The sequence below is a fragment of the Pararhodobacter marinus genome (assembly GCF_003122215.1).
Classification (GTDB): domain Bacteria; phylum Pseudomonadota; class Alphaproteobacteria; order Rhodobacterales; family Rhodobacteraceae; genus Pararhodobacter; species Pararhodobacter marinus.
Window position 1 is genome coordinate 23,317 of sequence record NZ_QEYD01000013.1, and the last position, 21,207, is coordinate 44,523.

Annotated in this window: 20 protein-coding genes; 9 read left to right on the forward strand and 11 right to left on the reverse strand. The window is 67.2% G+C overall.

Annotated features, from left to right (window positions below):
• The first annotated feature begins 451 nt into the window (after positions 1-451).
• Positions 452-898 (forward strand): tellurite resistance TerB family protein, encoded by a 447-nt coding sequence (locus tag C4N9_RS18590; RefSeq protein ID WP_168192286.1) that lies wholly within the window; start codon positions 452-454, stop codon positions 896-898.
• A 369-nt stretch (positions 899-1,267) separates the two neighbouring features.
• Positions 1,268-3,517 carry an HlyD family efflux transporter periplasmic adaptor subunit gene (locus C4N9_RS18595; RefSeq protein ID WP_109534864.1) on the forward strand — a complete coding sequence of 750 codons (2,250 nt, stop codon included), beginning with the start codon at positions 1,268-1,270 and terminating at the stop codon, positions 3,515-3,517.
• Between the two features lie 119 nt (positions 3,518-3,636).
• Here the strand turns inward: C4N9_RS18595 and C4N9_RS18600 are convergent, their stop codons facing one another.
• The 3 genes from C4N9_RS18600 to C4N9_RS18610 all read right to left on the reverse strand — a co-directional run bounded on the left by C4N9_RS18600 (position 3,637) and on the right by C4N9_RS18610 (position 6,377).
• Entirely contained in the window at positions 3,637-4,626 is a 990-nt protein-coding gene (locus C4N9_RS18600; protein WP_109534865.1) for an NAD(P)H-quinone oxidoreductase, read from the reverse strand.
• A gap of 99 nt (positions 4,627-4,725) precedes the next feature.
• A complete protein-coding gene (locus C4N9_RS18605; RefSeq protein WP_109534866.1) occupies positions 4,726-5,583 on the reverse strand; it encodes a branched-chain amino acid aminotransferase in 858 nt (285 codons plus the stop codon).
• A 116-nt stretch (positions 5,584-5,699) separates the two neighbouring features.
• Positions 5,700-6,377 carry a COQ9 family protein gene (locus C4N9_RS18610; RefSeq protein WP_109534867.1) on the reverse strand — a complete coding sequence of 226 codons (678 nt, stop codon included), beginning with the start codon at positions 6,375-6,377 and terminating at the stop codon, positions 5,700-5,702.
• 258 nt (positions 6,378-6,635) lie between these two features.
• Between C4N9_RS18610 and rpsU the strand changes: the two genes are divergently transcribed.
• Positions 6,636-6,842, forward strand: coding sequence for a 30S ribosomal protein S21 (gene rpsU / locus C4N9_RS18615; RefSeq protein ID WP_109534868.1), 207 nt, complete (start codon positions 6,636-6,638; stop codon positions 6,840-6,842).
• Between the two features lie 182 nt (positions 6,843-7,024).
• Here rpsU and C4N9_RS18620 read toward each other — a convergent pair whose 3' ends face one another.
• Positions 7,025-7,483, reverse strand: coding sequence for an Lrp/AsnC family transcriptional regulator (locus C4N9_RS18620; RefSeq protein WP_109534869.1), 459 nt, complete (start codon positions 7,481-7,483; stop codon positions 7,025-7,027).
• 170 nt (positions 7,484-7,653) lie between these two features.
• Between C4N9_RS18620 and ald the strand changes: the two genes are divergently transcribed.
• The gene (gene ald, locus C4N9_RS18625) at positions 7,654-8,772 is read left to right on the forward strand and encodes an alanine dehydrogenase (RefSeq protein WP_109534870.1); all 1,119 of its coding nucleotides are present in this window, start codon (positions 7,654-7,656) and stop codon (positions 8,770-8,772) included.
• 108 nt (positions 8,773-8,880) lie between these two features.
• Here the strand turns inward: ald and C4N9_RS18630 are convergent, their stop codons facing one another.
• From C4N9_RS18630 to C4N9_RS18640, 3 genes are all read right to left on the reverse strand, one after another.
• A complete protein-coding gene (locus tag C4N9_RS18630) occupies positions 8,881-9,276 on the reverse strand; it encodes a HesB/IscA family protein (protein WP_109534871.1) in 396 nt (131 codons plus the stop codon).
• A gap of 5 nt (positions 9,277-9,281) precedes the next feature.
• The gene (locus C4N9_RS18635; RefSeq protein WP_109534872.1) at positions 9,282-9,650 is read right to left on the reverse strand and encodes an SUF system Fe-S cluster assembly protein; all 369 of its coding nucleotides are present in this window, start codon (positions 9,648-9,650) and stop codon (positions 9,282-9,284) included.
• Between the two features lie 96 nt (positions 9,651-9,746).
• The gene (locus C4N9_RS18640; RefSeq protein ID WP_109534873.1) at positions 9,747-10,517 is read right to left on the reverse strand and encodes an enoyl-CoA hydratase-related protein; all 771 of its coding nucleotides are present in this window, start codon (positions 10,515-10,517) and stop codon (positions 9,747-9,749) included.
• 82 nt (positions 10,518-10,599) lie between these two features.
• Between C4N9_RS18640 and tgt the strand changes: the two genes are divergently transcribed.
• The gene (tgt, locus tag C4N9_RS18645; RefSeq protein WP_109534874.1) at positions 10,600-11,730 is read left to right on the forward strand and encodes a tRNA guanosine(34) transglycosylase Tgt; all 1,131 of its coding nucleotides are present in this window, start codon (positions 10,600-10,602) and stop codon (positions 11,728-11,730) included.
• An 87-nt stretch (positions 11,731-11,817) separates the two neighbouring features.
• Here tgt and C4N9_RS18650 read toward each other — a convergent pair whose 3' ends face one another.
• Positions 11,818-13,125, reverse strand: coding sequence for an HlyC/CorC family transporter (locus C4N9_RS18650; RefSeq protein ID WP_245902622.1), 1,308 nt, complete (start codon positions 13,123-13,125; stop codon positions 11,818-11,820).
• Between the two features lie 148 nt (positions 13,126-13,273).
• Entirely contained in the window at positions 13,274-13,843 is a 570-nt protein-coding gene (mepK, locus tag C4N9_RS18655; RefSeq protein ID WP_109534876.1) for a peptidoglycan L,D-endopeptidase MepK, read from the reverse strand.
• 532 nt (positions 13,844-14,375) lie between these two features.
• On the opposite strand from mepK, the gene C4N9_RS18660 reads away from it, so the two are divergent.
• From C4N9_RS18660 to C4N9_RS18675, 4 genes are read left to right on the forward strand one after another with little or no spacing between them, the layout of a single operon-like run.
• Entirely contained in the window at positions 14,376-16,007 is a 1,632-nt protein-coding gene (locus tag C4N9_RS18660; RefSeq protein WP_109534877.1) for a L,D-transpeptidase family protein, read from the forward strand.
• A 54-nt stretch (positions 16,008-16,061) separates the two neighbouring features.
• A complete protein-coding gene (lpxD, locus tag C4N9_RS18665) occupies positions 16,062-17,168 on the forward strand; it encodes a UDP-3-O-(3-hydroxymyristoyl)glucosamine N-acyltransferase (protein ID WP_109534878.1) in 1,107 nt (368 codons plus the stop codon).
• A gap of 15 nt (positions 17,169-17,183) precedes the next feature.
• Entirely contained in the window at positions 17,184-17,471 is a 288-nt protein-coding gene (locus C4N9_RS18670) for an acyl carrier protein (RefSeq protein WP_109534879.1), read from the forward strand.
• A 3-nt stretch (positions 17,472-17,474) separates the two neighbouring features.
• Positions 17,475-18,698 (forward strand): beta-ketoacyl-[acyl-carrier-protein] synthase family protein, encoded by a 1,224-nt coding sequence (locus tag C4N9_RS18675; RefSeq protein WP_109534880.1) that lies wholly within the window; start codon positions 17,475-17,477, stop codon positions 18,696-18,698.
• 12 nt (positions 18,699-18,710) lie between these two features.
• On the opposite strand, the gene C4N9_RS18680 is transcribed toward C4N9_RS18675, so the two are convergent.
• Both C4N9_RS18680 and C4N9_RS18685 read right to left on the reverse strand, forming a co-directional pair.
• Entirely contained in the window at positions 18,711-19,313 is a 603-nt protein-coding gene (locus C4N9_RS18680; protein ID WP_109534881.1) for an invasion associated locus B family protein, read from the reverse strand.
• 433 nt (positions 19,314-19,746) lie between these two features.
• Entirely contained in the window at positions 19,747-20,964 is a 1,218-nt protein-coding gene (locus C4N9_RS18685) for an MFS transporter (RefSeq protein WP_109534882.1), read from the reverse strand.
• Between the last annotated feature and the right edge of the window lie 243 nt (positions 20,965-21,207).

A 21,207-nucleotide genomic window follows, 5' to 3' on the forward strand; every position in this document is an offset into this window, starting at 1 on the left:
GCATGATCGTCAGCTGTGGGCCGGAGGCTGCCGCAATGTTCGCGTACATAGTGTGTCTTCGCCCAAATCCTCCGAGCGTGACACGTCAGGATGTCAGCGGGCACAACCAACTCAGAGCATGGATTCGCCCCGAGGTGACATTCCCAGGGTGCAAGCGCGCGCCATCGAAACCGCCACAACTTCGCCACAGGTTCCGGCAGAAAGCTACCTGAGGGTGAGAAACTTTCGGCGAACAGAACCAGACTAATAGCAGAACAAAGCCCCTGAAACTGTCTTCGGGAGGCAGGGGCCGGAGGTTCGAATCCTCTCAATCCAACCAGATATTCCCTTATTTGCGATGTGCTATCCGGGTGACGACGATCGCCCGGCTTGCCGGATCCGTGGCCGCATTTCACGAGGGCGTGTCGCGGTCTGTCTTGCCGATTGCGTGCGGGCGGCGCATGGTTGGGGGATGATCGATGCCCTCAGAACCCTGTTCCGCCCCGACGCGGCCCCGCGCCACGACGTTCCCGCCGATATCGCCGTTGCGGCGCTTCTGGTCGATGCGGCCAAGGCCGACGATGTCTACAAGCCCGAGGAAAGGCTGAGCGTGGTCGCGCTGCTCAAGGCGATGTTCAACCTCGAGACGCCCGAGGCCGAGATGTTGTGCGAAAAGGGCGAGGCGGCGCAGGCGGAGGCGGCCGACATCGTGCGGTTCACGCGGGTGGTCAAGTTTGGCCTGGAAGAGCCCGAACGCCTGCGCCTGATCGAAGCGCTTTGGGAGATCGTGCTGATCGACCATGAACGCGATCCCGACGAGGATGCCCTGCTGCGCCGTCTGGCGCCGCTGCTGGCGGTCTCGGACCATGACAGCGCCGCCGCGCGGCACCGGGTATTGTCGCGCCAGGGTGAACAATAAGCCGCCAAGCGACCCGAATCGTCTGCGCGTTCTGCCTTCCGAGGGGGCAATGACCTTGTGGGTAGTCACAGCCTTGTGTGGCCACTGTTCTAACGCTGCGACGCAAAGCCGGTCAGCGATCCCGATTGTTCGCGCGACGCAGGAATTGTGGCGGAAATGGGGCGCGAATGCGGCCCAATTTTCTTAAACTGTCGACAAGTTTTCCCAATTTGGCCCGTATTGCCCGGCACAACGGATCTGAACGGAAACAATGCCGGGTGATTCTGCCCAGTATCTGGTTTTCCGAGCCGATGGATTTGAACACGGGCGCAGACAGGGGCGCGCTTCGCCGGAAACGGACAGCGCACCTCGCCCGACGGGAGCTGGGTCATGAGCCGCGATGCCTTTGACGCCGAGGATTTTCTGAACCTGCGCGAGACGGCGGGTCCGAAAGAGGACGCGCGCGATCTGCCGCCGCTGGTCTCGCCGCCGGTCTATCCGCGCGCGCGCCCGGCAGGCGTCGCCCATGGGGCGGTTCCGCGGGACGTCCAGCCCGTGCAGGCGCGCCCCGAGGCTGTCGTCGCCCCCTATTCGGGTCTCGACCTTCATGGTCAGAGGCAGGATCCCCGGCAGGAGACATCCACGCAGGCCGCGATGGCCGCCCGCCGGCCCGAGCCGCAGTTCCGTCCGCATCCGGTTCAGCCTTCGGGTCAGGCGCAGGCTCGTAGGGGCGCGGCATCGGCCGCGCCGGTCGCGATGTTCCAGCGCGAGGCGCAGGGGGGCTCGCCCTATCGCGCCCCGGTCGATCCGCAGGGCCATGAGGCCCGGCACGTTTCCCAACCCCAGCCGCGCGCCGAACAGCGCTCGGCCGAGGTGCTGCAGCCCGAATTTCGCCATGCCGCGCCGCGCTACGACGAGGCGGGCGCGCCGGGCTATCGCGGCGGGGAGGCACGCCATGACGACCGCGCGGCCAGTCCATACCGCGAGGCGCAGCGCGACGATCCCTACCGCACCGTTGCGCGCGCGGGCCATCGCCCCGACTATCCCGCCGAATACCCCATCGAATACCCCGCCGAGTTCCGCAGCGAATATCGCAGCGAATACCGGGCCCTTGCGCCCTTCTCGCGGCGCGAGGCGCCCGCCGTGGCGATCGTCGTGCGCGAGCCCATGGTCGTGGTGCATCGCGGTGTCGAGCATCCGGTGGTCGAATGGTCGGTGAACGGCTTCACGCTCGAAGCGTCGGACCATCTGGACGGCGCGGCGGGGGACGAAGGGTTCCTCGTGACCCTGCTGATCGGCAGCGGCGAAACCCGCGTGCAGATGCGGGTCCGGGTGGCCAGCGAAGAGCCCGAGCTGGAGCACCCGACGCGGTTCGTCTTCGTCGAACTCGACGCGGCGCGCGCGGATGTGCTGGAAAAGATCGTCGATCACGTCGTGGCCACGCAATCGCATGCCACGCAATCGCATGCCCGCGAGCGTCAGCCCGCCGCCGCGCGCCCGGCCCGCAGCGAGGCCAAAGCCCCGGCGCGTTCCGAGCCCAGGGCCGAGCCCAAACCCGAAGCGCCCTCGGCGCACCGGCCCGCCCCGGCGGACGACGCCTTCGATTCCGAGGTCTACGGAGCCGATGCCGAACGCTTTCGCGCGCAGACCATGACTGACCAAGCCTCAGCGATCCTGCAGCCGAAGCCGAAGAAAGCCGCGCCGGTCGCGGCCAAACCCGCGGCTGAGAAACCCGCCCGCCGCCCCATCCGCATCGGTGCCAAGCTGCCTCTGGCGGCGCTGTTGCTGCTGACGGGCGGCGTGATCTACGGAATCGGGACGTCGCTCGATCTGCGCTATGCCGCGGTGACGGTGCCCGCCATCGACGCCAACGCGCCGATCGAGGGCGTGTTCCGCGAAAGCCTCGTGGTGCCCGGCGACCGCGTCACGCCGGACCAGATCCTGGGCTACATCACCCCGCCCGCGCGCGAAGTGCCTCTGGGTGCGGCTCCGGCTGCAAGTGATGAGGGAATGCGCGCCCGGGTCGAATCGCTGCTGCAATCGGCGGTGGCGGAACCGATGCAGGCGGTGATCCCCGTGCCCGGCGTCGACCCGCTGCCCGATAGCGGCACGGCCAGCACCGCGCCCGACATCTCGGTCGCCCCGTCGGTGCCGCCCGCGACGCCCGGCTTCCTTGACACCGCGCCTGCCGAGCCCGCGCCCGTACCGATCTATGCCTCCTGCGATTGCATCGTCCAGGCGGTCGCGCTTGAGGCCGGCGATGCGGTCGAACCGGGCAGCCGCGCCTTCGTTCTGGCGGGGGCCGAGGCACCCAATGTGCAGGCGCTTCTGACAGCCGCGCAAGCCGCCGAGCTTTCGGTCGGCGACCGGGTGATGACCCGGATCGGCGACGACCCGACGGCTTTCGGCCGGGTCGAGCGCATCACCGCCGCGACCGACACGATGGGCCGCGCCGGGCTGGAAGCCGATGTCTTTGGCTCCACGCATTACCGCCGGATCGAGATTTCGACCGACGCGCCGATCGCGGCGCAGGCCGGCACGCCCGCCCGCGTCACCGTGCAGACCTTCGGCCCCTGGGGCTGGGCGCGCGAAACGCTCGACCCGGTTCTGGGCGGCGCGCTGGGCCCGTTCGGCTGGTAAAAGGCTCGACACAGGACAAGCAGGAAAAGGGGGGCCGCCGGCCCCCGTCTTTGTTCTGAAAATATCCACGGGGTTTCAAAGGGGGCGTGCCCCCTTTGTCCGCAGGCGCCTTCGCCGCCTCACTCGACCTTCAGCACGATCTTCCCCACATGCTGCGACGTCTCCATCCGCGCATGCGCCTTGGCCGCGTCTTCCAGCGGGTATTCGCTGTCGATCACCGGCGCCACCCGGCCCGAGGCCAGCAGCGGCCAGATCTCTGCTTCCAGGGCTTCGGCGATGGCCGCCTTGGCCGCGCGCGATTGCGGCCGCAGGGTCGAGCCGGTGATCGTGAGCCGCCGCGCCATCACCTGGGCAAAGTTCAGCTCGGCCTTGGGGCCGCTCAGGAAGGCGATCTGCACCAGCCGCCCGTCATTGGCCAGCGCGTTGACATTGCGCGGGATATAGTCGCCGCCGACCATGTCGAGGATCAGATTCGCGCCGCCCTCGGCCTTCAGGATCTCGACGAAATCCTCGTTGCGGTAATTGATCGCGCGCTCGGCGCCCAGATCGGTGCAGGCCGCGCATTTCTCGTCCGAGCCCGCCGTGGCGAAGACCCGTGCGCCGCGCGCGGCGGCCAGCTGGATCGCCGTCGTGCCGATCCCCGACGAGCCGCCATGGACAAGAAACCGCTCACCCGCTTTCAGCCCGCCGCGCATGAAGACATTCGAAAAGACGGTGAAGAATGTCTCGGGCAGGCAGGCGGCGCTGCGCATGTCCATGCCCTCGGGCACCGGCAGCGCATGGGCGGCGGGCGTCATCACGTATTCGCCATAGCCACCGCCCGGCAGCAAGGCGCAGACCTTGTCGCCGACGCTCCAGCGGGTCACGCCGGGGCCGGTCTCGACCACGGTGCCCGAGCATTCCAGCCCGGGCAGGTCGGAGGCGTCGGGCGGCGGCGCATAGGCGCCGGCGCGCTGCAGCGCGTCGGGGCGGTTTACTCCGGCATAGGCGACACGGATGATGATCTCGCCCGCGCCCGCGACGGGAACCGCGCGTTCGGCCGGAACCAGCACCTCGGGGCCGCCGGGTTCCGAGATTTCGATCACGCGCATCGTATGGGCCTGGGTCATGGGAGCCTCCGCTTTCTTTGGCGGCAGCTTAACGGGGCCTGGTGCGGGGTGAAAGGGCGCGCGACGCTGTAGGGTGCGTGCTGTGCACGCACCGCTCCGTCACGCGGATTGCGCCCAGTCCCAGTACATCTCGCGCACGCGGGTGGCGAGCGGCGTGGTGTCGAAGCGCTTGTCCTCGAACGCCGCGACCGGCATCACCTTGGCGATGTTGCCGGTCACGAAGATCTCCTCGGCCTGGTGGAAGTCCTCGATGCGCAGCGTGCATTCGACCACCTCGACCCCGTTCTCGCGCATCAACCCGATCACCCGCTGGCGGGTCAGACCGTTCAGGAACGTCCCGTTCGGCACCGGCGTGAACACGACGCCATCGCGTACCATGAAGACATTGGTCGAGGCGGTTTCGGCAACGTTGCCCTCGGAATCCCGCGATAGCGCGTTCGAGAAGCCGCGCTTGCGGGCCTCGGCCATAATGCGCCCGTTATTGGCGTAAAGCGAGGCCGCCTTGGCCTCGGTCAGCGCCATGTCGGGGCGCGGGCGGAAATAGGGCGAGACGGTCAGCGTGAAGGCGCCGGGCTCGGGCATCGGCATCGCCTCGATGCACAAGGCCCAGCCGGTCGAATCGGGGACCAGGTCGATCACGCCGGGCGTCGAGTCCGTGGCCCACATCATCGGCCGCAGATAGAGCGCGGCATCGGGCGCGAACATCTGGCAGCCCTCTTCCAGCAGCGCCTGCACCGTCGCGCCGTCGACCGGGGCCACCATGCCCATCGCCTCGGCCGAGCGGATGATGCGCGCGGAATGCAGGTCCAGATCGGGGCGGCGACCGTCGAATTGCCGCGCGCCGTCGAACACGCCCGATCCCAGCCACGCCGCGTGGTCCGCCGCGCGGATCACCGGCACGTTGCCCCGGTGCCATTTGCCTTCGAAATAGGTTGCGATCTCGGTGCCGACGGCCATGTCCTGCCCTCCCTGCGGTCAGCTCCGGGATAGCGGGCGCTCCGGCCTGCGTCAAGCGCGCGAAATAAAATTGCGCACCGGCGCAATATTCTGTCGTGTGCCTTCTGGCGGCCGGATCAGCCCCAGCGACCCGGCATTGGCGCCGGCGCGCCGGGCTTGCGGATCGATTCCAGCAGCCGGAAGGGCAGGCCCAGCACCGGGTTCAGCACCGGCGAGGCTTTGATCCGGGCCTTGGTCTGCTCGAACTGCATGACGTTCTCGATCCGCCGGTCGAGGAAGGCCCAGGTATCCTCGTATCCCGTCGATTCGTCGCCCAGCCAGAACAGCACGGTCGAGGAATAGACCGCGCTCAGGATCGCGCGCTTGGAATACCAGTTGCCGTCCTCGCTGGTATCGCCCAGCGTCGTCCAGATCGCATCGGCCGTCTCCCACAGCGCGCGGGCGCCTTCGGGGGCGTTCTGCGGCAGCGCCAGCAGCGTGGCGCCGCGGCGCACGGCCTCGCGGTCGGCCTGCTCCAGCCTGAGCCGCACCGCCAGCGCGATCCGCTCGCGGAACTTCAGTGCCGAAAGGTCACGCTCGGCCAACGCCGCCTTCATCGCGACGTCGCCCCGCCGATGATAGGCCAGCGCCAGGTCCAGCCCGCCGCGCGGATAGAGCGCGCGCGCCAGCGCCGGGTCCATGTCGCAATCGCCGGCGGCGGCTTTCAGCGTCGCCTCGGACCAGCCGTCGAAGGCCACATGCATCAGCGCCGCGTCCAGAAGGCGGTCGGCGGCGTTCGGGGTCTGGGTCGTCATGGCGGGTCTCGCTGGGTTTCCGGCTATGCACCCAAGGTAAGATGATGCGCCTCCGCGTCCAACCCGGCGCGGGGTCGCAGGGGCAGGAAACCGCGCAGCCGTGGCAGGCAGGGCACGCGCGGGGCGGTCTTCGCGCGAACTGACGGGATTTGCAGCGGAATCGGGCGCGCAGGGGCAGTGGACAAAGCCACGGGACTTTGCTATGGCAGCTTCTCCTGCAATTCGCTCACTCTAACTTAGAAAGGTGGTGAAAACCACATGCAGGTATCGGTTCGCGACAACAACGTCGAACAGGCTCTTCGGGCCCTGAAGAAAAAACTTCAGCGTGAAGGTGTCTTCCGCGAAATGAAGCTCAAGCAGCATTTCGAGAAGCCCTCGGTCAAGAAAGCCCGGGAACAGGCCGAAGCCATCCGCCGTGCGCGCAAGCTCGCACGCAAGAAGGCGCAGCGCGAAGGTCTGCTCTGAACCCTTTCGCCAGCGATGGCGACGGAACAAAGACCCCCGGTCCTCAGGGCCGGGGGTTTTTCATGTTCCGGCCGGGGCTTCGGCGACAGGGGAAGGCAGGGGGCTGTCTGCCCCCTCTTGGCCTGCGGCCAATTCACCCCCGAGGATATTTGAGGAACAAAGATGCGCGCGGCGGCGGCGTATCAGATGTCGAGCGCGGTGGTCTTGACCACAGTGCGCAGCGCGAACGAGCTGTGCATCTGCGCTACATGGGGCAGGCGGGCGAGGTACTGGCGATGGATGCGGGCGAAATCCTCGGTATCCTCGGCCACGAGCTTCAGCAGGAAATCGGCATTCCCGGCCATCAGGTGGCATTCCAGGAGATCGGGGATGCGCGCCACGGCTTTCTCGAAGGCGTCGAGGATCTCGTCGGACTGGCCGTTCAGGGTGATCTCGACGAAGACGGTGGTGGGTTTGCCGATCCGCCGCGCATCGACCAGCGCCACGTAGCCCGCGATGTAGCCGTCGGTTTCCAGTCGCTGCATGCGGCGGTGGCAGGCCGAGGGCGACAGCGCGATGCGTTCGGCCAGTTCGGCATTCGAGATGCGCCCTTCGCGTTGCAGAAGCCTCAGAAGGCGGCGGTCTGTCGCGTCTAGCTGCATTGCAGCGCAACTTTCATGAGGTTTTTCCGGTATTGGGCGAAGAAGCTTGCGTGACTTTCCGCGCTTGCGGGGAAGAAATCAAGCACCTGCGGGGCGGAATGCGGGAGTCTGGGGGCACATGGGAGAGGCCCTTTCGGGCCGGAGACAAAGCCCAGCAACGGGAGAATAACATGCTGATCGGATGCCCCAAGGAAATCAAGCCGCAGGAATTTCGCGTGGGCCTGACACCCGCCGCCGCGCATGAGGCGATCGGCGCCGGACATGACGTGATCGTCGAGACCGGGGCCGGGCAGGGCTCGGGTTATTCGGACGAGGATTACCGTGCGATGGGTGCCGGGATCGTCGATACCGCCGAGGAGGTTTTCGCGCGCGCCGAGATGGTGGTGAAGGTCAAGGAGCCGCAGGCCATCGAGCGCAAGCGGCTGCGCGAGGACCAGATCCTGTTCACCTATCTGCACCTGGCGCCCGATCCCGAGCAGACCAGGGATCTGCTGGACAGCGGCGTGACGGCCATCGCCTACGAGACGGTAACCGACCGCGCGGGCGGCCTGCCGCTCTTGGCGCCGATGTCCGAAGTGGCGGGCAAGCTGGCGCCGCAGGTCGGCGCCTGGACCTTGCAGAAGGCCAATGGCGGGCGCGGCGTCCTTCTGGGCGGCGTGCCGGGCGTGCGGCCCGCGCGGGTCGTGGTGATCGGTGGCGGGGTGGTGGGCACCCATGCCGCGCGGGTCGCGGCGGGGATGGGCGCCGAGGTCACGGTGCTGGACCGCTCGCTGCCGCGGATGCGCTATCTGGACGATGCGTTCGGCGGGGTGTTCGGCACGGCCTATTCCTCGGCCGCGGTGACGGCCGAGCTGGTGGCCGAGGCGGATATGGTGATCGGCGCGGTGCTGATCCCCGGCGCCGCCGCGCCGAAGCTCGTGTCGCGCGCGCAGCTGTCGACGATGAAGCCGGGCGCGGTGCTGGTCGATGTGGCGATCGACCAGGGGGGCTGTTTCGAGACCTCGAAACCCACGACCCATGCCGATCCGATCTACGAAGTGGACGGGATCATGCATTATTGCGTGGCGAATATGCCGGGCGCGGTGGCGCGCAGTTCGACCCAGGCTTTGGGGAATGCCACGCTGCCCTTCATGATGGCGCTGGCCAACAAGGGCTGGCGGCTGGCCGCGGCGGAGGACGAGCATCTGCTGGCGGGGCTCAACACCCACAAGGGCAAGCTGACCTATGCCGCGGTGGGCGCGGCGCTGGGCCTGCCGGTGATGGATCCGCGCGAGGCGCTGCGGGTCTGAGGGCGGCTCGGGAAGGGGAGGGGGCTGTCTGCCCCCTCTTGGCCTGCGGCCAATTCACCCCCGAGGATATTTGCGGAACAAAGACGGGGCAGGCCGCAGGGGCCGCCGTTATTCGGCGGCGCGGTTGGCAGCGTCGAGCTTGGCTTTCAGCGTGTCGACATCTTCGAACTTGACGCTTTCGCCGCAGCCGCAGGCTTCCGAGACATTGGGATTGCGGAACTTGAAGCCGGATTCGAGAAGCCCGGTTTCATAGTCGATCTCGGTGCCGAAGAGGAACATCTGCGCCATCGGCGCGATCAGCACGCGCGCGTCGCCCTGTTCGACGATCTCTTCGTGCTCGGCGATCTCGTCGGCGAAGTCCATCACATATTCCATCCCCGCGCAGCCGCCCTTCTTGACGCCGATGCGCAGGCCCATCTTGCCCTGCCTGTTCATCAGGCGCGCGATATGGGCTTCGGCGGCCGGGGTCAGGGTGACGGGGGATTTGCCGGGTATTGCGAACATGGTCTTTACATGAATCCGAGTTCGAGGCGGGCTTCGTCCGACATCATGTCCATGCCCCATTGCGGATCGAAGGTCATCTCGACATCGATCTCGCTGACGCCGGGCACGGCGCCGATGGCGTCCTGTACCCAGCCGGGCATCTCGCCGGCGACCGGGCAGCCGGGCGCGGTGAGGGTCATGGTGACGTCGACCTTGCCGCCGTCATGGATGGCGATGGTGTAGATCAGGCCGAGATCGTAGATATTCACCGGGATTTCCGGGTCATAGACCGTGCGACAAGCCTCGACCACCGGCTCGTAGAGCGGGTGATCGGTCGTCGACGGCGCGATCAGCGGCGTGCCTTCCACCGGGGCGGGCGTGTCGGAGGCGGTCATGGCGTCCTCGGGGGTCTGTGTAATTCCTGACCAGAGATATAGGAATTTGCCGCGCTTGCGTAAAGGGGGGCGCTTGGCGCGCGCGCAGGCAGGGGCCTATTCGGCGGCGCTTTTGCGCGAGGCGAGGGGCGGATCGGGCAGAGCGGGGTCCATGAAGTGGCCGATCATCGCCTCGGTCGCCAGCGCATAGGCCTGATCGAGCGGCAGCGCGACCTGTGCCTTGGTCGCCGCCAGCCCCGCTTGCGAGATCGCCGAGAAGCGCCCGGCGAGGGTCTGCGCCACCTCGTCCACGCGGGCGGCGAGGGCGTCTTCGGCGACGATCTCGGTGACGAGACCCTGCGCCAGCGCCCAGTCGGCGGTTTGGTCCTCGCCGGTGAGCGCGAGTTTCATCAGCGCCTTGCGGCCGACCGCGCGGGCCACGGCGACCGAGGGCGTGGTGCAGAAGCCGCCGCGCCGGATGCCGGGCAGGCAGAAGCGGGCCTGCGGCGCGGCATAGGCCAGGTCGCAGGCGGCGATCAGCTGCAGCCCGGCGGCGGTGGCGATGCCTTCGGTCCGCGCGATGGTGGGCTTGGCGCTGTTTGCCACGGCCTGCATCATCTCGGCGCAGGCCTCGAACAACTCGGTCACATAGGCGCGGCCGTGATCGGGATCGGCGCGGTGGGCGGCGATTTCCTTCAGGTCGTGCCCCGCGCAGAAGATCTTACCCGGACCGTGGATCACGATCACGCTTGTGTCGTCATCGGTCTGCGCATCCGCGACGGCCTTGTGCAGGGCGCGGATCATGCCCAGCGACAGGGGATGTGCGGTGCCGTTTTCAAGCGTCACGGTCAGGACGCCATGGCTGCGGGAAGTGCTGATCTGTTCCATGGCGCAACTGTGGACCCTGCGGCGCGGGCTGGCAAGATCGGGCGCCGCGCGCTAAAGCAGCCTTCAGCGAAAGAGGTCCGGCATGAGCGAGCGGTTTTCCTTTACCCTGAACGCCACGGATGGCGCGGCGCGCACCGGCGTGATCCATACGCCGCGCGGCGAGATCCGCACCCCGGCTTTCATGCCGGTGGGCACAGCGGGGACGGTCAAGGCGATGATGCCTGACTCGGTGCGCGCGACGGGGGCCGATATCCTGCTGGGCAACACCTATCACCTGATGCTGCGCCCCACGGCCGAGCGGATCGCCGCTCTGGGCGGGCTGCACAGGTTCATGAACTGGGAGCGGCCGATCCTGACCGATTCGGGCGGGTTCCAGGTCATGTCGCTGGCCAATCTGCGCAAGCTGACGGAAGAGGGCGTGCGGTTTTCCAGCCATATCGACGGCTCGAAACACATGCTGTCGCCCGAACGCTCGATGGAGATCCAGCGGCTTCTGGGTTCGGATATCGTCATGTGTTTCGACGAATGCCCGGCGCTGCCGGCCGAGGACAAGGTCGTCGCGGAATCCATGCGGCTGTCGATGCGCTGGGCGCGGCGGTCGCGCGAGGCGTTCGGCGACCGGCCCGGGCATGCGCTGTTCGGCATCATGCAGGGCGGGGTGACTCAGGATCTGCGCGAGGAATCGGCGAAAGCCCTGGTCGAGATCGGGTTCGAGGGCTACGCGATCGGCGGTCTGGCCGTGGGCGAGGGGCAGGAGGCGATGTTCGGCGTTCTGGATTACGCGCCCGGTTTCCTGCCCGAGGACAAGCCGCGTTACCTGATGGGCGTGGGCAAGCCCGACGATATCGTCGGCGCGGTCGAGCGTGGCGTCGACATGATGGATTGCGTGCTGCCCTCGCGTTCGGGGCGGACCGGGCAGGGCTGGACGCGGCGCGGCGCGGTCAATCTGCGCAATGCGCGCCACCGCGACGATCCGCGCCCGCTGGATGAAGCCTGCGGTTGCCCGGCCTGCCGGAACTATTCGCGCGCCTATCTGCACCATGTCGTGCGCGCCGACGAGATCATCGGCTCGATGCTGCTGACATGGCATAACTTGCAGTATTATCAGGATCTCATGCAGGGGCTGCGCGATGCGATCGCGGCGGGGTCGCTGGCCGGTTTCGTGGCGGCGTTCCATGAAAACCGGGCCCGGGGCGATATCGAACCGCTCTGAGCGCGGCTCAGCTTCGCAAAGGTTGCGCTTTTGCCGGACGTGCCGGGGCGTCCCGACGCGAAGGCGGGGCCGCCCCTGCCGGGCCTCTCAGCGCGCGCCCTTGACCCAGCGCACGCGCAGCCGGGTGAGGCGGTTTTCCACCCGCTCGACCACGGTGAAGCGGAAGCCGTGGAACTGGAACACCTGCCCGGCTTCGGGGATCAGCTGGGCCTCGTGGATGACAAGGCCCGCGACAGTGTTCGCCTCTTCATCGGGAAGCTGCCAGTCCATCGCGCGGTTGAGATCGCGGATCGTCATGGTGCCGTCGATCTCGATCGCGCCCGATTCGAGCCGGATGATCGGGTCGTCGGTCGGGATGTCGTGTTCGTCGACGATCTCGCCCACGATTTCCTCAAGGATGTCTTCCAGCGTGATCAGCCCCTGAAGCGCGCCGTATTCGTCGATCACCAGCCCGAAATGGCGGTGCTGCTTCATGAATTGCTGCATCTGCTCATCAAGAGGCGTGGTGTCGGGCACGAAATAGGGCTCGCGCATCACGGTGGCGATATCGAGCTTCTCGACCGCGTTGAAATCGCCGCCGGCTTCGGTGACCAGCTTGTGCACTTCGCGCATGAGGTCGCGGATATGGATCACGCCGACGATATTCTCGGGCTCGTCGCGCCAGGCGGGCAGGCGGGAATGGGGCGAGTTCACGCTTTGGGCGATGATCTCGGCGGGCGGCGCGTCAAGGTCGACGGTCTCGAGCTGCGAGCGGTGCAACATGACCTCTTCGACGGTGCGTGTACCCAGGTCCAGCGCGCCCAGCAGGCGGTCGCGGTCTTCCTTGTCGACCGAGCCTTCGGAATGGCCAAGCGCCAGCGTGCCGGCGATTTCCTCGTGATAGCTGAGCACCGCGCTGTCGGGGTCGGTGCGCACGCCCACCAGCGCCAGGATGCCGCGCACCAGCATCCGCACCGCGCCGACGATGGGCGACAGCAGCACGACGATGATGCGGATCGGTTTCGAGACCAGCGAGGCCGCGGATTCGGGGTTGGTGATGGCGTAGGTCTTCGGCAGGACCTCGGCAAAGATCAGCACCAGAAGGGTCATGATCAGCGTGGCCAGCGCGACGCCGGAATCGCCGAAAAGCCGGGTGAACAGCGCCGTCGCCAGCGAGGTGGCAAGGATGTTGACCAGGTTGTTGCCCAGAAGCACAGAGCCGATCAGCCGTTCGCTGTCCTCGGTGATCTTGAGCGCGGTTTCGGCCCCGCGCGATCCGCGATCCGCCAGCGCCCTCAGCTTGGCGCGCGACGAGGCGGTGAGGGCGGTTTCGCTGCCCGAGAAGAATCCCGACAGGATGAGAAGCGCGAAGATCGCGCCGGCGGTCAGCCATAAGGCGGTGTCGAAGGTTGTCATTGTCCCTGACTCTGGTTCGGGACCCATTTAGGGGTGCGGTGTGCCCCTGTTCAAGCCTTGCCCGGGCTGCGTACGGCGATTGGGCAAAAGAAGACCCCGCGACCGGGAGGTGCGCGGGGTTCATCGCAAGCGAAGGGGTGAAAAGCGGTCAGCCGCCCCAGGTGCGGACCGGGCCGCAATCCATATGGGTAAAGTTCGAGCGCGAATAACGCCCCACGCCGCCGGCATTGCAGGCGACCGCGGCACGCGCGACCTGGCTGACCGAACGGCTGTTGAGACGCAGGTCGGCGGCTTGGCCAACCATGTGGCGGGAATTGCGCGCAACGCCCGACGACCGGCGGCGCAGCATGGCGTTGGTTTCGGGCGAGCGGTAGCCCGACAGCAGGATATAGGGTTCGGTCACGTCGAGCAGGTTATGCGCGGCGGCCATGATATCCAGCGTGCGGGTATCGATGCGGTGAAGCTGATCGTTGCGCCAGTCGCGGCAGAAATGGTTCACCATGTCCAGCACTTCGGGGACATACTCGCCGTCGATCCAGTAGATCGCGTCCAGCGTTTCGCCCGAATGGCCCGAATACATCTTGAGGCGGCGGATGTCGCCGGCGCCCCGGTTGAAGGCGAAGGCCTTGGACATGCGCGGGGCGGCGGTCACGGCGGTGGCAGCAAAGATGCCGAGCAGAGCGCGCCGGGAGAATCCGGTTTCAACCGAAGAAGTCATGTTTGTCCTGTCCCAATCCCAAAGTCGCGGGGTGCCTTTGCGGCTTAACTTCATGATCGGTCCCTTCTGGGTGGCGGCTGGGCCGTATCCGTCCGGGGCATCGAGTCACGAAGACAAATTTTTCTTCTGATGTTTCTATGCCACAGAGATCCGGTTCTCCCAAGCCCGGATTCGGATTGGCAGCGTCTGTGCCGTCAAAATAGGCGAGATTTTGCTGAAAAAGGCTTAAGGCGGCGGAAAATCATTTATTAACAGTTTGTTGTGGGCCCGAAGTACCGCGTCCGACAGCCTGCCTGTCGCGCAGGGCGTGGGCAAGGACGGGAAAGATGGGGCCTTCGGCGGCAGCGGCGTGGAACCGTACGGGTCCCGGCGGCGTTGTCGCGGGAATCAGTGCGGTCTCGGCATTGTGAATGGCGATACAAGCTGCGAAAATCGACACTGACTTATGCTATAATCCACCCTTGCGAGGCGACGTCCGTATCCGGCGCGACACGGCCCCTCGCGGGACAGTTTATCTGACGGGAGTTTTTTCATGCAGACGAAGGAAGCGCGACGGCCCACGCGAGCGAGCCGTCCGGTTTTTCATGCCGGTGTCGTGGCTCTTGGCCTGGCCCTGAGCGGTGCCGCCCCCGCCGTTCTGACCGCCACCTTCGCCGCCCCCGCGATGGCGCAGCAATTCCCCGCCTTCCGGCAGGCGTTGGCCGAAGGCGTGGCCGAGAACCGCGCGCTGGCGGCCTTTTACCGGGAACACGGATACGAGGCCGTCTGGACCGGCGCCGACGGTGCCGCGCGCCGCAGCGCGCTGGTCACGGCGCTGAGCCGGGCCTCGGAACACGGGCTTCCGGCGGCGCGCTACGACCTGAACGGGCTTCTGGCCGATTTCGACGCGGTCGAGACCGAGCGCGATCGCGGCATGCTCGAGGCGCGCGCCTCGCTGACCTTCCTGCGCTATGCCACGGACATTCATAGCGGTGTTGTCGATCCGGCCTCGATCAACCCCGAATTCATGGTGCGCGAAGTGCCGCGCCCCGATCCGACCGAGCTGATGACCGAGTTCGTCGCCTCCGAGCCGGTGGCTTTCATCCGCAACCTGGCGCCCTCGTCGCCGGAATATGCGCGGCTCTACCGGGCGCGGCGCGATCTCTTGGAAACCGTGGCGAATGGCGGCTGGGGACCCCGTGTCCAGGCCGGCAGCCTTGCGCCCGGCGATACCGGCGCGGGCGTCGTGCAGCTGCGCAACCGTCTGATCGCCATGGGCTTCATGCCGCGCGTGGCGACCGCGACGTATGATTCCCTCATGCAGCAGGCGGTGCAGGAATTCCAGGAATCCGTGGGGATCGAGGCGGACGGCGTCGCCGGCAACGCCACCATCCGCGCGATCAATGTCGAACCGCAGGACCGTCTGCCGTCGATCAATGTCGCGCTCGAGCGCGAGCGCTGGCTCAACATCCCGCGCGGCGACCGGCATATCTGGGTGAACCTGACCGATTTCGTGGCCCGCATCGTCGATTTCGACGAAGTCACCTATGAAACCCGCTCGGTCATCGGGTCGCGCCAGAACCAGACGCCCGAATTCTCGGACATGATGGAATACATGGACATCAACCCGACCTGGACGTTGCCCCGGTCGATCATCGGCGAATACTGGGGCGCGCTGTCGTCGGGCGGGGCGCGGCACCTGAACCTGATCGACCATACCGGGCGCGTCGTGCCGCGCGAACAGGTGAACTTCGCGGCCTATTCGCCGCAGACCCTGCCCTTCGACGTGCAGCAGCCCCCGGGGCCGGGCAATGCGCTGGGCGAGGTGAAATTCATGTTCCCCAACCCCTACGCGATCTACCTGCACGACACGCCGTCGCGGTCGCTGTTCAGCCACGACGTGCGCGCCTATTCGCATGGCTGCATCCGGCTCGCCGATCCGCGCGAATTTGCCTACCAGCTTCTGGCGGTGCAGGAAGACGATCCCGTCAACTATTACCACATGATCCAGAGCACGGGCCGCCTGACCCGCGTGCCGCTGGTGACGCCGATCCCGGTGCATCTGGTTTACCGCACGGCCTATACTTCGGTCGACGGGCGGATGAACTACCGCAACGACATCTACGGCCGCGATGCGCAGATTTACGATGCGCTGATCCGGGCCGGGGTGGAAGTGGGCGCCTGAGCGCGCTAAACCGGGCGGGCGCCGATCAGGGCGCCCGACCGGAGGTTTCCCGACATGCAGAACAGTGTCGCTGACATCGCTGCCGCGCTGGGTGCGCGGTTCGAGGGTGCGGGCGAGCTGACCGTGACCGCCGCGGCCGAACCGGCCTCGGCGGGTCCGTTCGATCTGGCCCTTGCCATGGATCCCCGCTACGCCGACGGTATCGCGCAGGGCAAGGCCCGCGCGGCGATCCTGTGGGACGGGGCGGACTGGCGCGCGCTGGGACTGGAAGCGGCGATCTTTGCGCCGCGCGGCCGTCTGGCGATGGCGCGGCTGACGCAGGCTTTCGATCCCGGCCCCGATCTGGCCCCGGGTATCAGCCCGATGGCGGTTGTCGATCCCTCGGCCCAGATCGGCGAGGGCGCGCGGATCGGGCCCTTCACGGTGATCGGTGCGAATGTGAAGATCGGCGCCAATGCCCGCATCGCCGAGCGCGTCTCGATCGGCCGCGACACGGTGATCGGCGCGGATGCGCTGATCCTTGCGGGGGTCGCCATCGGCCATAAGGTCACGATCGGCGACCGGTTTATCGCCCAGCCCAACGCCGTGATCGGCGGCGACGGCTTCAGCTACGTGACCGAAGAAACCTCGCGCGTCGAGGAAGCCCGCGCCACGCTGGGGCAGGCGCAGCAGACCAAGCAGCAGGTCTGGGAGCGCATCCATTCGCTGGGCGGCGTCACCATCGGCGACGATGTCGAGATCGGATCCTGCGCGACCATCGACCGGGGCACGATCCGCGACACCTCGATCGGGCGGGGCACGAAGGTGGATAACCTCGTCCAGGTGGCCCATAACGTGACCGTGGGCGAAGACTGCCTGCTCTGCGGTCAGGTCGGCATTGCCGGCTCGACGCGGATCGGCAACCGCGTGGTGCTGGCGGGCAAGGTCGGCGTGGTCGACAACATCTTCGTCGGCGACGACGTGGTCGCGGCGGGCGGCACGGTGATCAATTCGAATGCACCGGCAGGCCGGGTGCTGATGGGATATCCCGGCGTGAAGATGGAAACGCATGTTGAAATCTACAAAGCGACACGAAGATTGCCCCGACTCGCCGCACAAGTGGCCGAAATTCAGAAAACTGTTAAAATCCTGATGGAGAAGGGGCGCGACGGCACCCCTTGATCAGGAGATGACAGGATGGACGGCAGTTTCTTGACCCTCGACGACGGCCTGCAGCGCAAGGTCGTCGAAATCCTGGCCCTGCAGGCCATGCGCGAGCCTTCGGGCCTGACGCCCGAGATGACGCTCGAAGGGCTGGGCATCGACAGTCTGGGCATGGCCGAAGTGATCTTCGCGGTCGAGGAAGCCTTCGACGTGCAGATCCCCTTCAACGCCAATGATCCGCAGGCGGCAGCGCTGGATCTCAGCTCGGTTGGTTCGGTCTGCGCCGCCGTCGCCCGTCTGGTCCGCGATCAGCGCGGCTGACGGATGTCCGGCGAGAGGGGCGGGGCGCGTCGCGTCGCGATTACCGGGGCGGGCACGGTCAACGCACTGGCGCTCGATGTCGCGGGAACGATGGCGGCGCTGGCCGAGGGGCGGGTGGCCATCGGCCCACTGCAATTCGACGAGGTCGAGCGCCTGTCGGTCCGCATCGGCGGGCAGATCCACGGTTGGGACGCCGAGGCGCGGTTCTCGCGTCAGGAGCTGTCGCTCTATGACCGCGTGGTGCAATTCGCCATCGAGGCCGCGCGGCAGGCCGTGGCGCAGGCCGGGCTTGCGCTGAGCGAGGCCGAGGCGATGCGCGCGGGCGTCGTGCTGGGCACCGGGGGCGGCGGGTACAACACCGTCGATGACAGCTACCGCGCGCTGCAGGCGCAGGGCAAGAACCGGGTCCATCCCTTCACCATTCCGCGCCTCATGCACAACGCCGCCGCAGCGCATCTGTCGATGCGCCACGGGCTGAAGGGGCCGTCCTTTACCGTCTCGACCGCCTGTGCCTCGTCCAACCACGCGATGGGACTGGCCTTGCAGATGGTGCGCTCGGGCGCCTGCGACGTGGTCCTGACAGGCGGCGCCGAGGCGACCCTGTGCTTCGGCGGCCTCAAGGCTTGGGAAGGGCTGCGGGTGATGTCGCCCGATGGCTGCCGCCCGTTCTGCGCCAGCCGCAACGGCATGGTTCAGGGCGAAGGCGCGGCGGTCTTCGTGTTCGAGGACTGGGACAGGGCAACGGCGCGCGGCGCCGATATCCTGGCCGAAGTCGCGGGCGCCGCGATGAGCTCGGATGCGGGCGATATCGTGCTACCCGATCCCGACGGCGCCGCGCGGGCGATGCGCGGCGCGCTGGCCGATGGCGCGCTGAACGCGGGCGATATCGGCTATATCAACGCCCATGGCACCGCGACCGCGGCCAATGACCGGTCCGAGGCGCAGGCGATCCGCAGCGTCTTCGATACCCCGCCGCCGGTCTCGTCGACGAAATCCATGCACGGGCACCTTCTGGGCGCGGCGGGGGCGGTGGAGTTGCTGGCGGTGATCTCGGCCCTGCGCGACGGGGTGATCCCCCCGACGGCGGGCTGGCGCGAGACCGATCCGGCGGTGCTGGGCCTTGACGTGGTCCCCAACGAGTCGCGCCGCGCCCAAGTGGACGCGGCGCTGTCGAACGCATTCGCCTTCGGTGGCATGAATGCCTGTCTGGCGCTCAAGCGGGCCTGAGCGCCGGGCGCGTCACTCGCCGGTGCGCGCGGCAGCGGCGGCTTCGGCGAAGCGGGTCTGCAGCTCGTCATAGGCCGCGGTGAAGCCCGACAGCGAGACATTGATCTCGATCGGCTGGTCGACGGCGATGAAGGGCGCGATGGTGACGGTCGCGTTTGACCCGGCCTTCAGCTGATCGACCTCTTCGCCGCTCAGCCCCATGCGCACCACGCAACCAACCACGGTGCAGACGCGGAAGCCTTCGACACGCATTTCCTCGGCGCTGCCGATACGGAATCCCAGACCCGTCGGCAGGAAGGTTTCGAGCGGCGTGGTGATGGTGGCGCCGGCGGCGAACTCGGCGCCCAGCGGCAGCGCGGCGATCGAGAATTCGGCAATCGGCGAGCCGCCTTCGTCGCGCAGAAGCTGGTACATCTCGCACTGGCGGGGCTGGCCCTCGGTTTCGGGGGCGCAGATGATCTGCCAGTCCGAATGCGTCGCGACGACTTCCGGCTGCTGACCCTGGCTTTGCGCGGCCCCGGCTCCGGCGGCGGCGCCGTCTTCCTGGGCGAGGGCCGGCGCAGCGGCGAGCAGGGCGCTGACCAGACCGGCGGTCATGGCGGTACGGAACATCATGGAAGCATCCTCTGGTGCGTGAAATTCGTCCTAGGGCCTAGCATGAAGAATCGGTCAAGTCAGTGGGAAATCCGGCTTCCGGCAGCGAGTTGCCGAAAACGCGATCTGCGGCCCGAGGGCTTGAAACGCTGACGCGGGGGCCGTTGGGACGGGGGAATCATGGGGCGTTGCGCCGGTGCCGTGCAGGCCGGAACGCGAGCGCGGCACAAAAGCGAAAGGGGCCCGCAAGCTGGACCCCTTTCGACTTTTTTTGCTCCCTGTCGGACTGGCCGACTTATTGAAAGTGACGCTAGCCGTGGAACATGCAGCCGTCAACAGGAAATCCGAAACCGTCCGCCGGGGTGGTCCCGGGGCTTTCAAGTGGCTGAAACACGGTCATTTTCCAGGCAGCTTGACGAATTGGTCAGCGATTGGAAAGCGACCCGCACCCGGCTCAGGCCTCTTTGGGACGCATCGACAGCCAGATCAGCGCGCCCCCGGCCAGCACCAGGAACGGGATCATCGACAGATTCACCAGCTGCCACCCGGTCTGCACATCCGAGCCCGAGCAGTTCATCAACTGCCCCGACCCCAGCGAGGCCACGGTGACGCCGCCGAAGACGATGGCGTCGTTGACACCCTGGATGCGCCCGCGCTCGGCCGGGGAATGGGCGCGCGCCAGCATCGTCGTGCCGCCGATGAAGCCGAAATTCCAGCCGATGCCCAGAAGGATCAGCGCGATGAAGAAATGCTCCAGCTCGACCCCCGACAACGCCACCGCGCCACTGCCCACCAGGATCAGGAGGCCCGCGGCGATGATCTTCTCGACACCGAAACGGGCGATCAGGTGGCCGGTGAAGAAGGACGGTGCATACATCGCCAGCACATGGGCCGAAACGATATCGGCGGCATTCGCGGTCTCGAAACCGCAGCCGACAACCGCCAGCGGGGTCGAGGTCATCACCAGGTTCATCAGCGCGTAGCTGACGGTGGCGCAGATGATGGCGACGACGATCATCGGCTCGCGCAGCAATTCCCCGCGCGTGCGCCCGACGATCTGCGCGCCCTTGACCGGCGCGGGGGGCTTGGGGATGTCGAGGAAGGCAAACAGCCACATACCCACCAGGTTGACGACGATCACGCCCAGATAGGTGCCCAGGAAGGGCACGACCATCGATTCGGCCGTCACCTTGACCAGCTGCGGCCCGATGATGGCGGCCAAGAGCCCGCCCGCCATGACATAGCTGATCGCCTTGGGCTTGTAGGCGTCGGAGGCGGTATCGGTCGCGGCGAAGCGGTAGAAACCCTGTCCGGACATGTAGATGCCGGTGAACAGCGCGCCGATGACGAACAGCAGGAACGAGCCGTTGAGCAGCCCCAGCGCGCCGATCGCTGCCCCGACCGCGCCCGCGAACGAGCCCAGCACGAAGCCCGCGCGCCGTCCCCGGCGCTGCATGAAGGCCGACATCGGCGCGGCCGACAGCATCGAGCCCAGAACCGCCGCCGAGATGGGTAGCGTCGCCCAGCAGGGATTCGGGGCCAGCGCCTGACCGGCAAGCCCGGCGGTAGTGAAGATCATCGGCATCTGCGCGCCGAGGATCGCCTGCGCGGCCACCAGAACGGTCACGTTGCGCTTGGCGCGGCTGTCATCGAGGGGCGTCGTCGTATCCATGCCCCGGGGTTAGCGCGCGGATTGCACGAAAGGAAGCGCAATTCTTCACAGTTGAAACACTTGTGGCGCAACGTCGCGGGGCGCGCGCGCGTCGCTCCCACCCACCCGCCCCGCTCGCGCGCGCATTCCTCCCAAAGCCCGAGCGCGGCGCGGGCGATGAGGAAAAGGGCGCGCAGCCTCCCCGCCGCGCGCCCCTCCGTCTACGCGCCGGACGCGTAGGGTGCGTGCTCGCACGCACCGTTT

Excerpts from the sequence above, each read along its gene's own strand:
- C4N9_RS18610 (WP_109534867.1), bottom strand. The coding sequence starts at position 6,377 with ATGACGACCCAGACCCCGAACGCCGCCGACCGCCTTCTGGACGCGGCG.
- C4N9_RS18660 (WP_109534877.1), top strand. The coding sequence starts at position 14,376 with ATGCAGACGAAGGAAGCGCGACGGCCCACGCGAGCGAGCCGTCCGGTT.
- C4N9_RS18600 (WP_109534865.1), bottom strand. The coding sequence starts at position 4,626 with ATGACCCAGGCCCATACGATGCGCGTGATCGAAATCTCGGAACCCGGC.
- rpsU (WP_109534868.1), top strand. The coding sequence starts at position 6,636 with ATGCAGGTATCGGTTCGCGACAACAACGTCGAACAGGCTCTTCGGGCC.
- C4N9_RS18640 (WP_109534873.1), bottom strand. The coding sequence starts at position 10,517 with ATGGAACAGATCAGCACTTCCCGCAGCCATGGCGTCCTGACCGTGACG.
- C4N9_RS18680 (WP_109534881.1), bottom strand. The coding sequence starts at position 19,313 with ATGATGTTCCGTACCGCCATGACCGCCGGTCTGGTCAGCGCCCTGCTC.
- C4N9_RS18605 (WP_109534866.1), bottom strand. The coding sequence starts at position 5,583 with ATGGCCGTCGGCACCGAGATCGCAACCTATTTCGAAGGCAAATGGCAC.
- C4N9_RS18675 (WP_109534880.1), top strand. The coding sequence starts at position 17,475 with ATGTCCGGCGAGAGGGGCGGGGCGCGTCGCGTCGCGATTACCGGGGCG.
- lpxD (WP_109534878.1), top strand. The coding sequence starts at position 16,062 with ATGCAGAACAGTGTCGCTGACATCGCTGCCGCGCTGGGTGCGCGGTTC.
- C4N9_RS18685 (WP_109534882.1), bottom strand. The coding sequence starts at position 20,964 with ATGGATACGACGACGCCCCTCGATGACAGCCGCGCCAAGCGCAACGTG.
- C4N9_RS18630 (WP_109534871.1), bottom strand. The coding sequence starts at position 9,276 with ATGTTCGCAATACCCGGCAAATCCCCCGTCACCCTGACCCCGGCCGCC.
- C4N9_RS18650 (WP_245902622.1), bottom strand. The coding sequence starts at position 13,125 with ATGACAACCTTCGACACCGCCTTATGGCTGACCGCCGGCGCGATCTTC.
- C4N9_RS18670 (WP_109534879.1), top strand. The coding sequence starts at position 17,184 with ATGGACGGCAGTTTCTTGACCCTCGACGACGGCCTGCAGCGCAAGGTC.
- C4N9_RS18635 (WP_109534872.1), bottom strand. The coding sequence starts at position 9,650 with ATGACCGCCTCCGACACGCCCGCCCCGGTGGAAGGCACGCCGCTGATC.
- C4N9_RS18590 (WP_168192286.1), top strand. The coding sequence starts at position 452 with ATGATCGATGCCCTCAGAACCCTGTTCCGCCCCGACGCGGCCCCGCGC.
- C4N9_RS18620 (WP_109534869.1), bottom strand. The coding sequence starts at position 7,483 with ATGCAGCTAGACGCGACAGACCGCCGCCTTCTGAGGCTTCTGCAACGC.
- ald (WP_109534870.1), top strand. The coding sequence starts at position 7,654 with ATGCTGATCGGATGCCCCAAGGAAATCAAGCCGCAGGAATTTCGCGTG.
- C4N9_RS18595 (WP_109534864.1), top strand. The coding sequence starts at position 1,268 with ATGAGCCGCGATGCCTTTGACGCCGAGGATTTTCTGAACCTGCGCGAG.
- tgt (WP_109534874.1), top strand. The coding sequence starts at position 10,600 with ATGAGCGAGCGGTTTTCCTTTACCCTGAACGCCACGGATGGCGCGGCG.
- mepK (WP_109534876.1), bottom strand. The coding sequence starts at position 13,843 with ATGACTTCTTCGGTTGAAACCGGATTCTCCCGGCGCGCTCTGCTCGGC.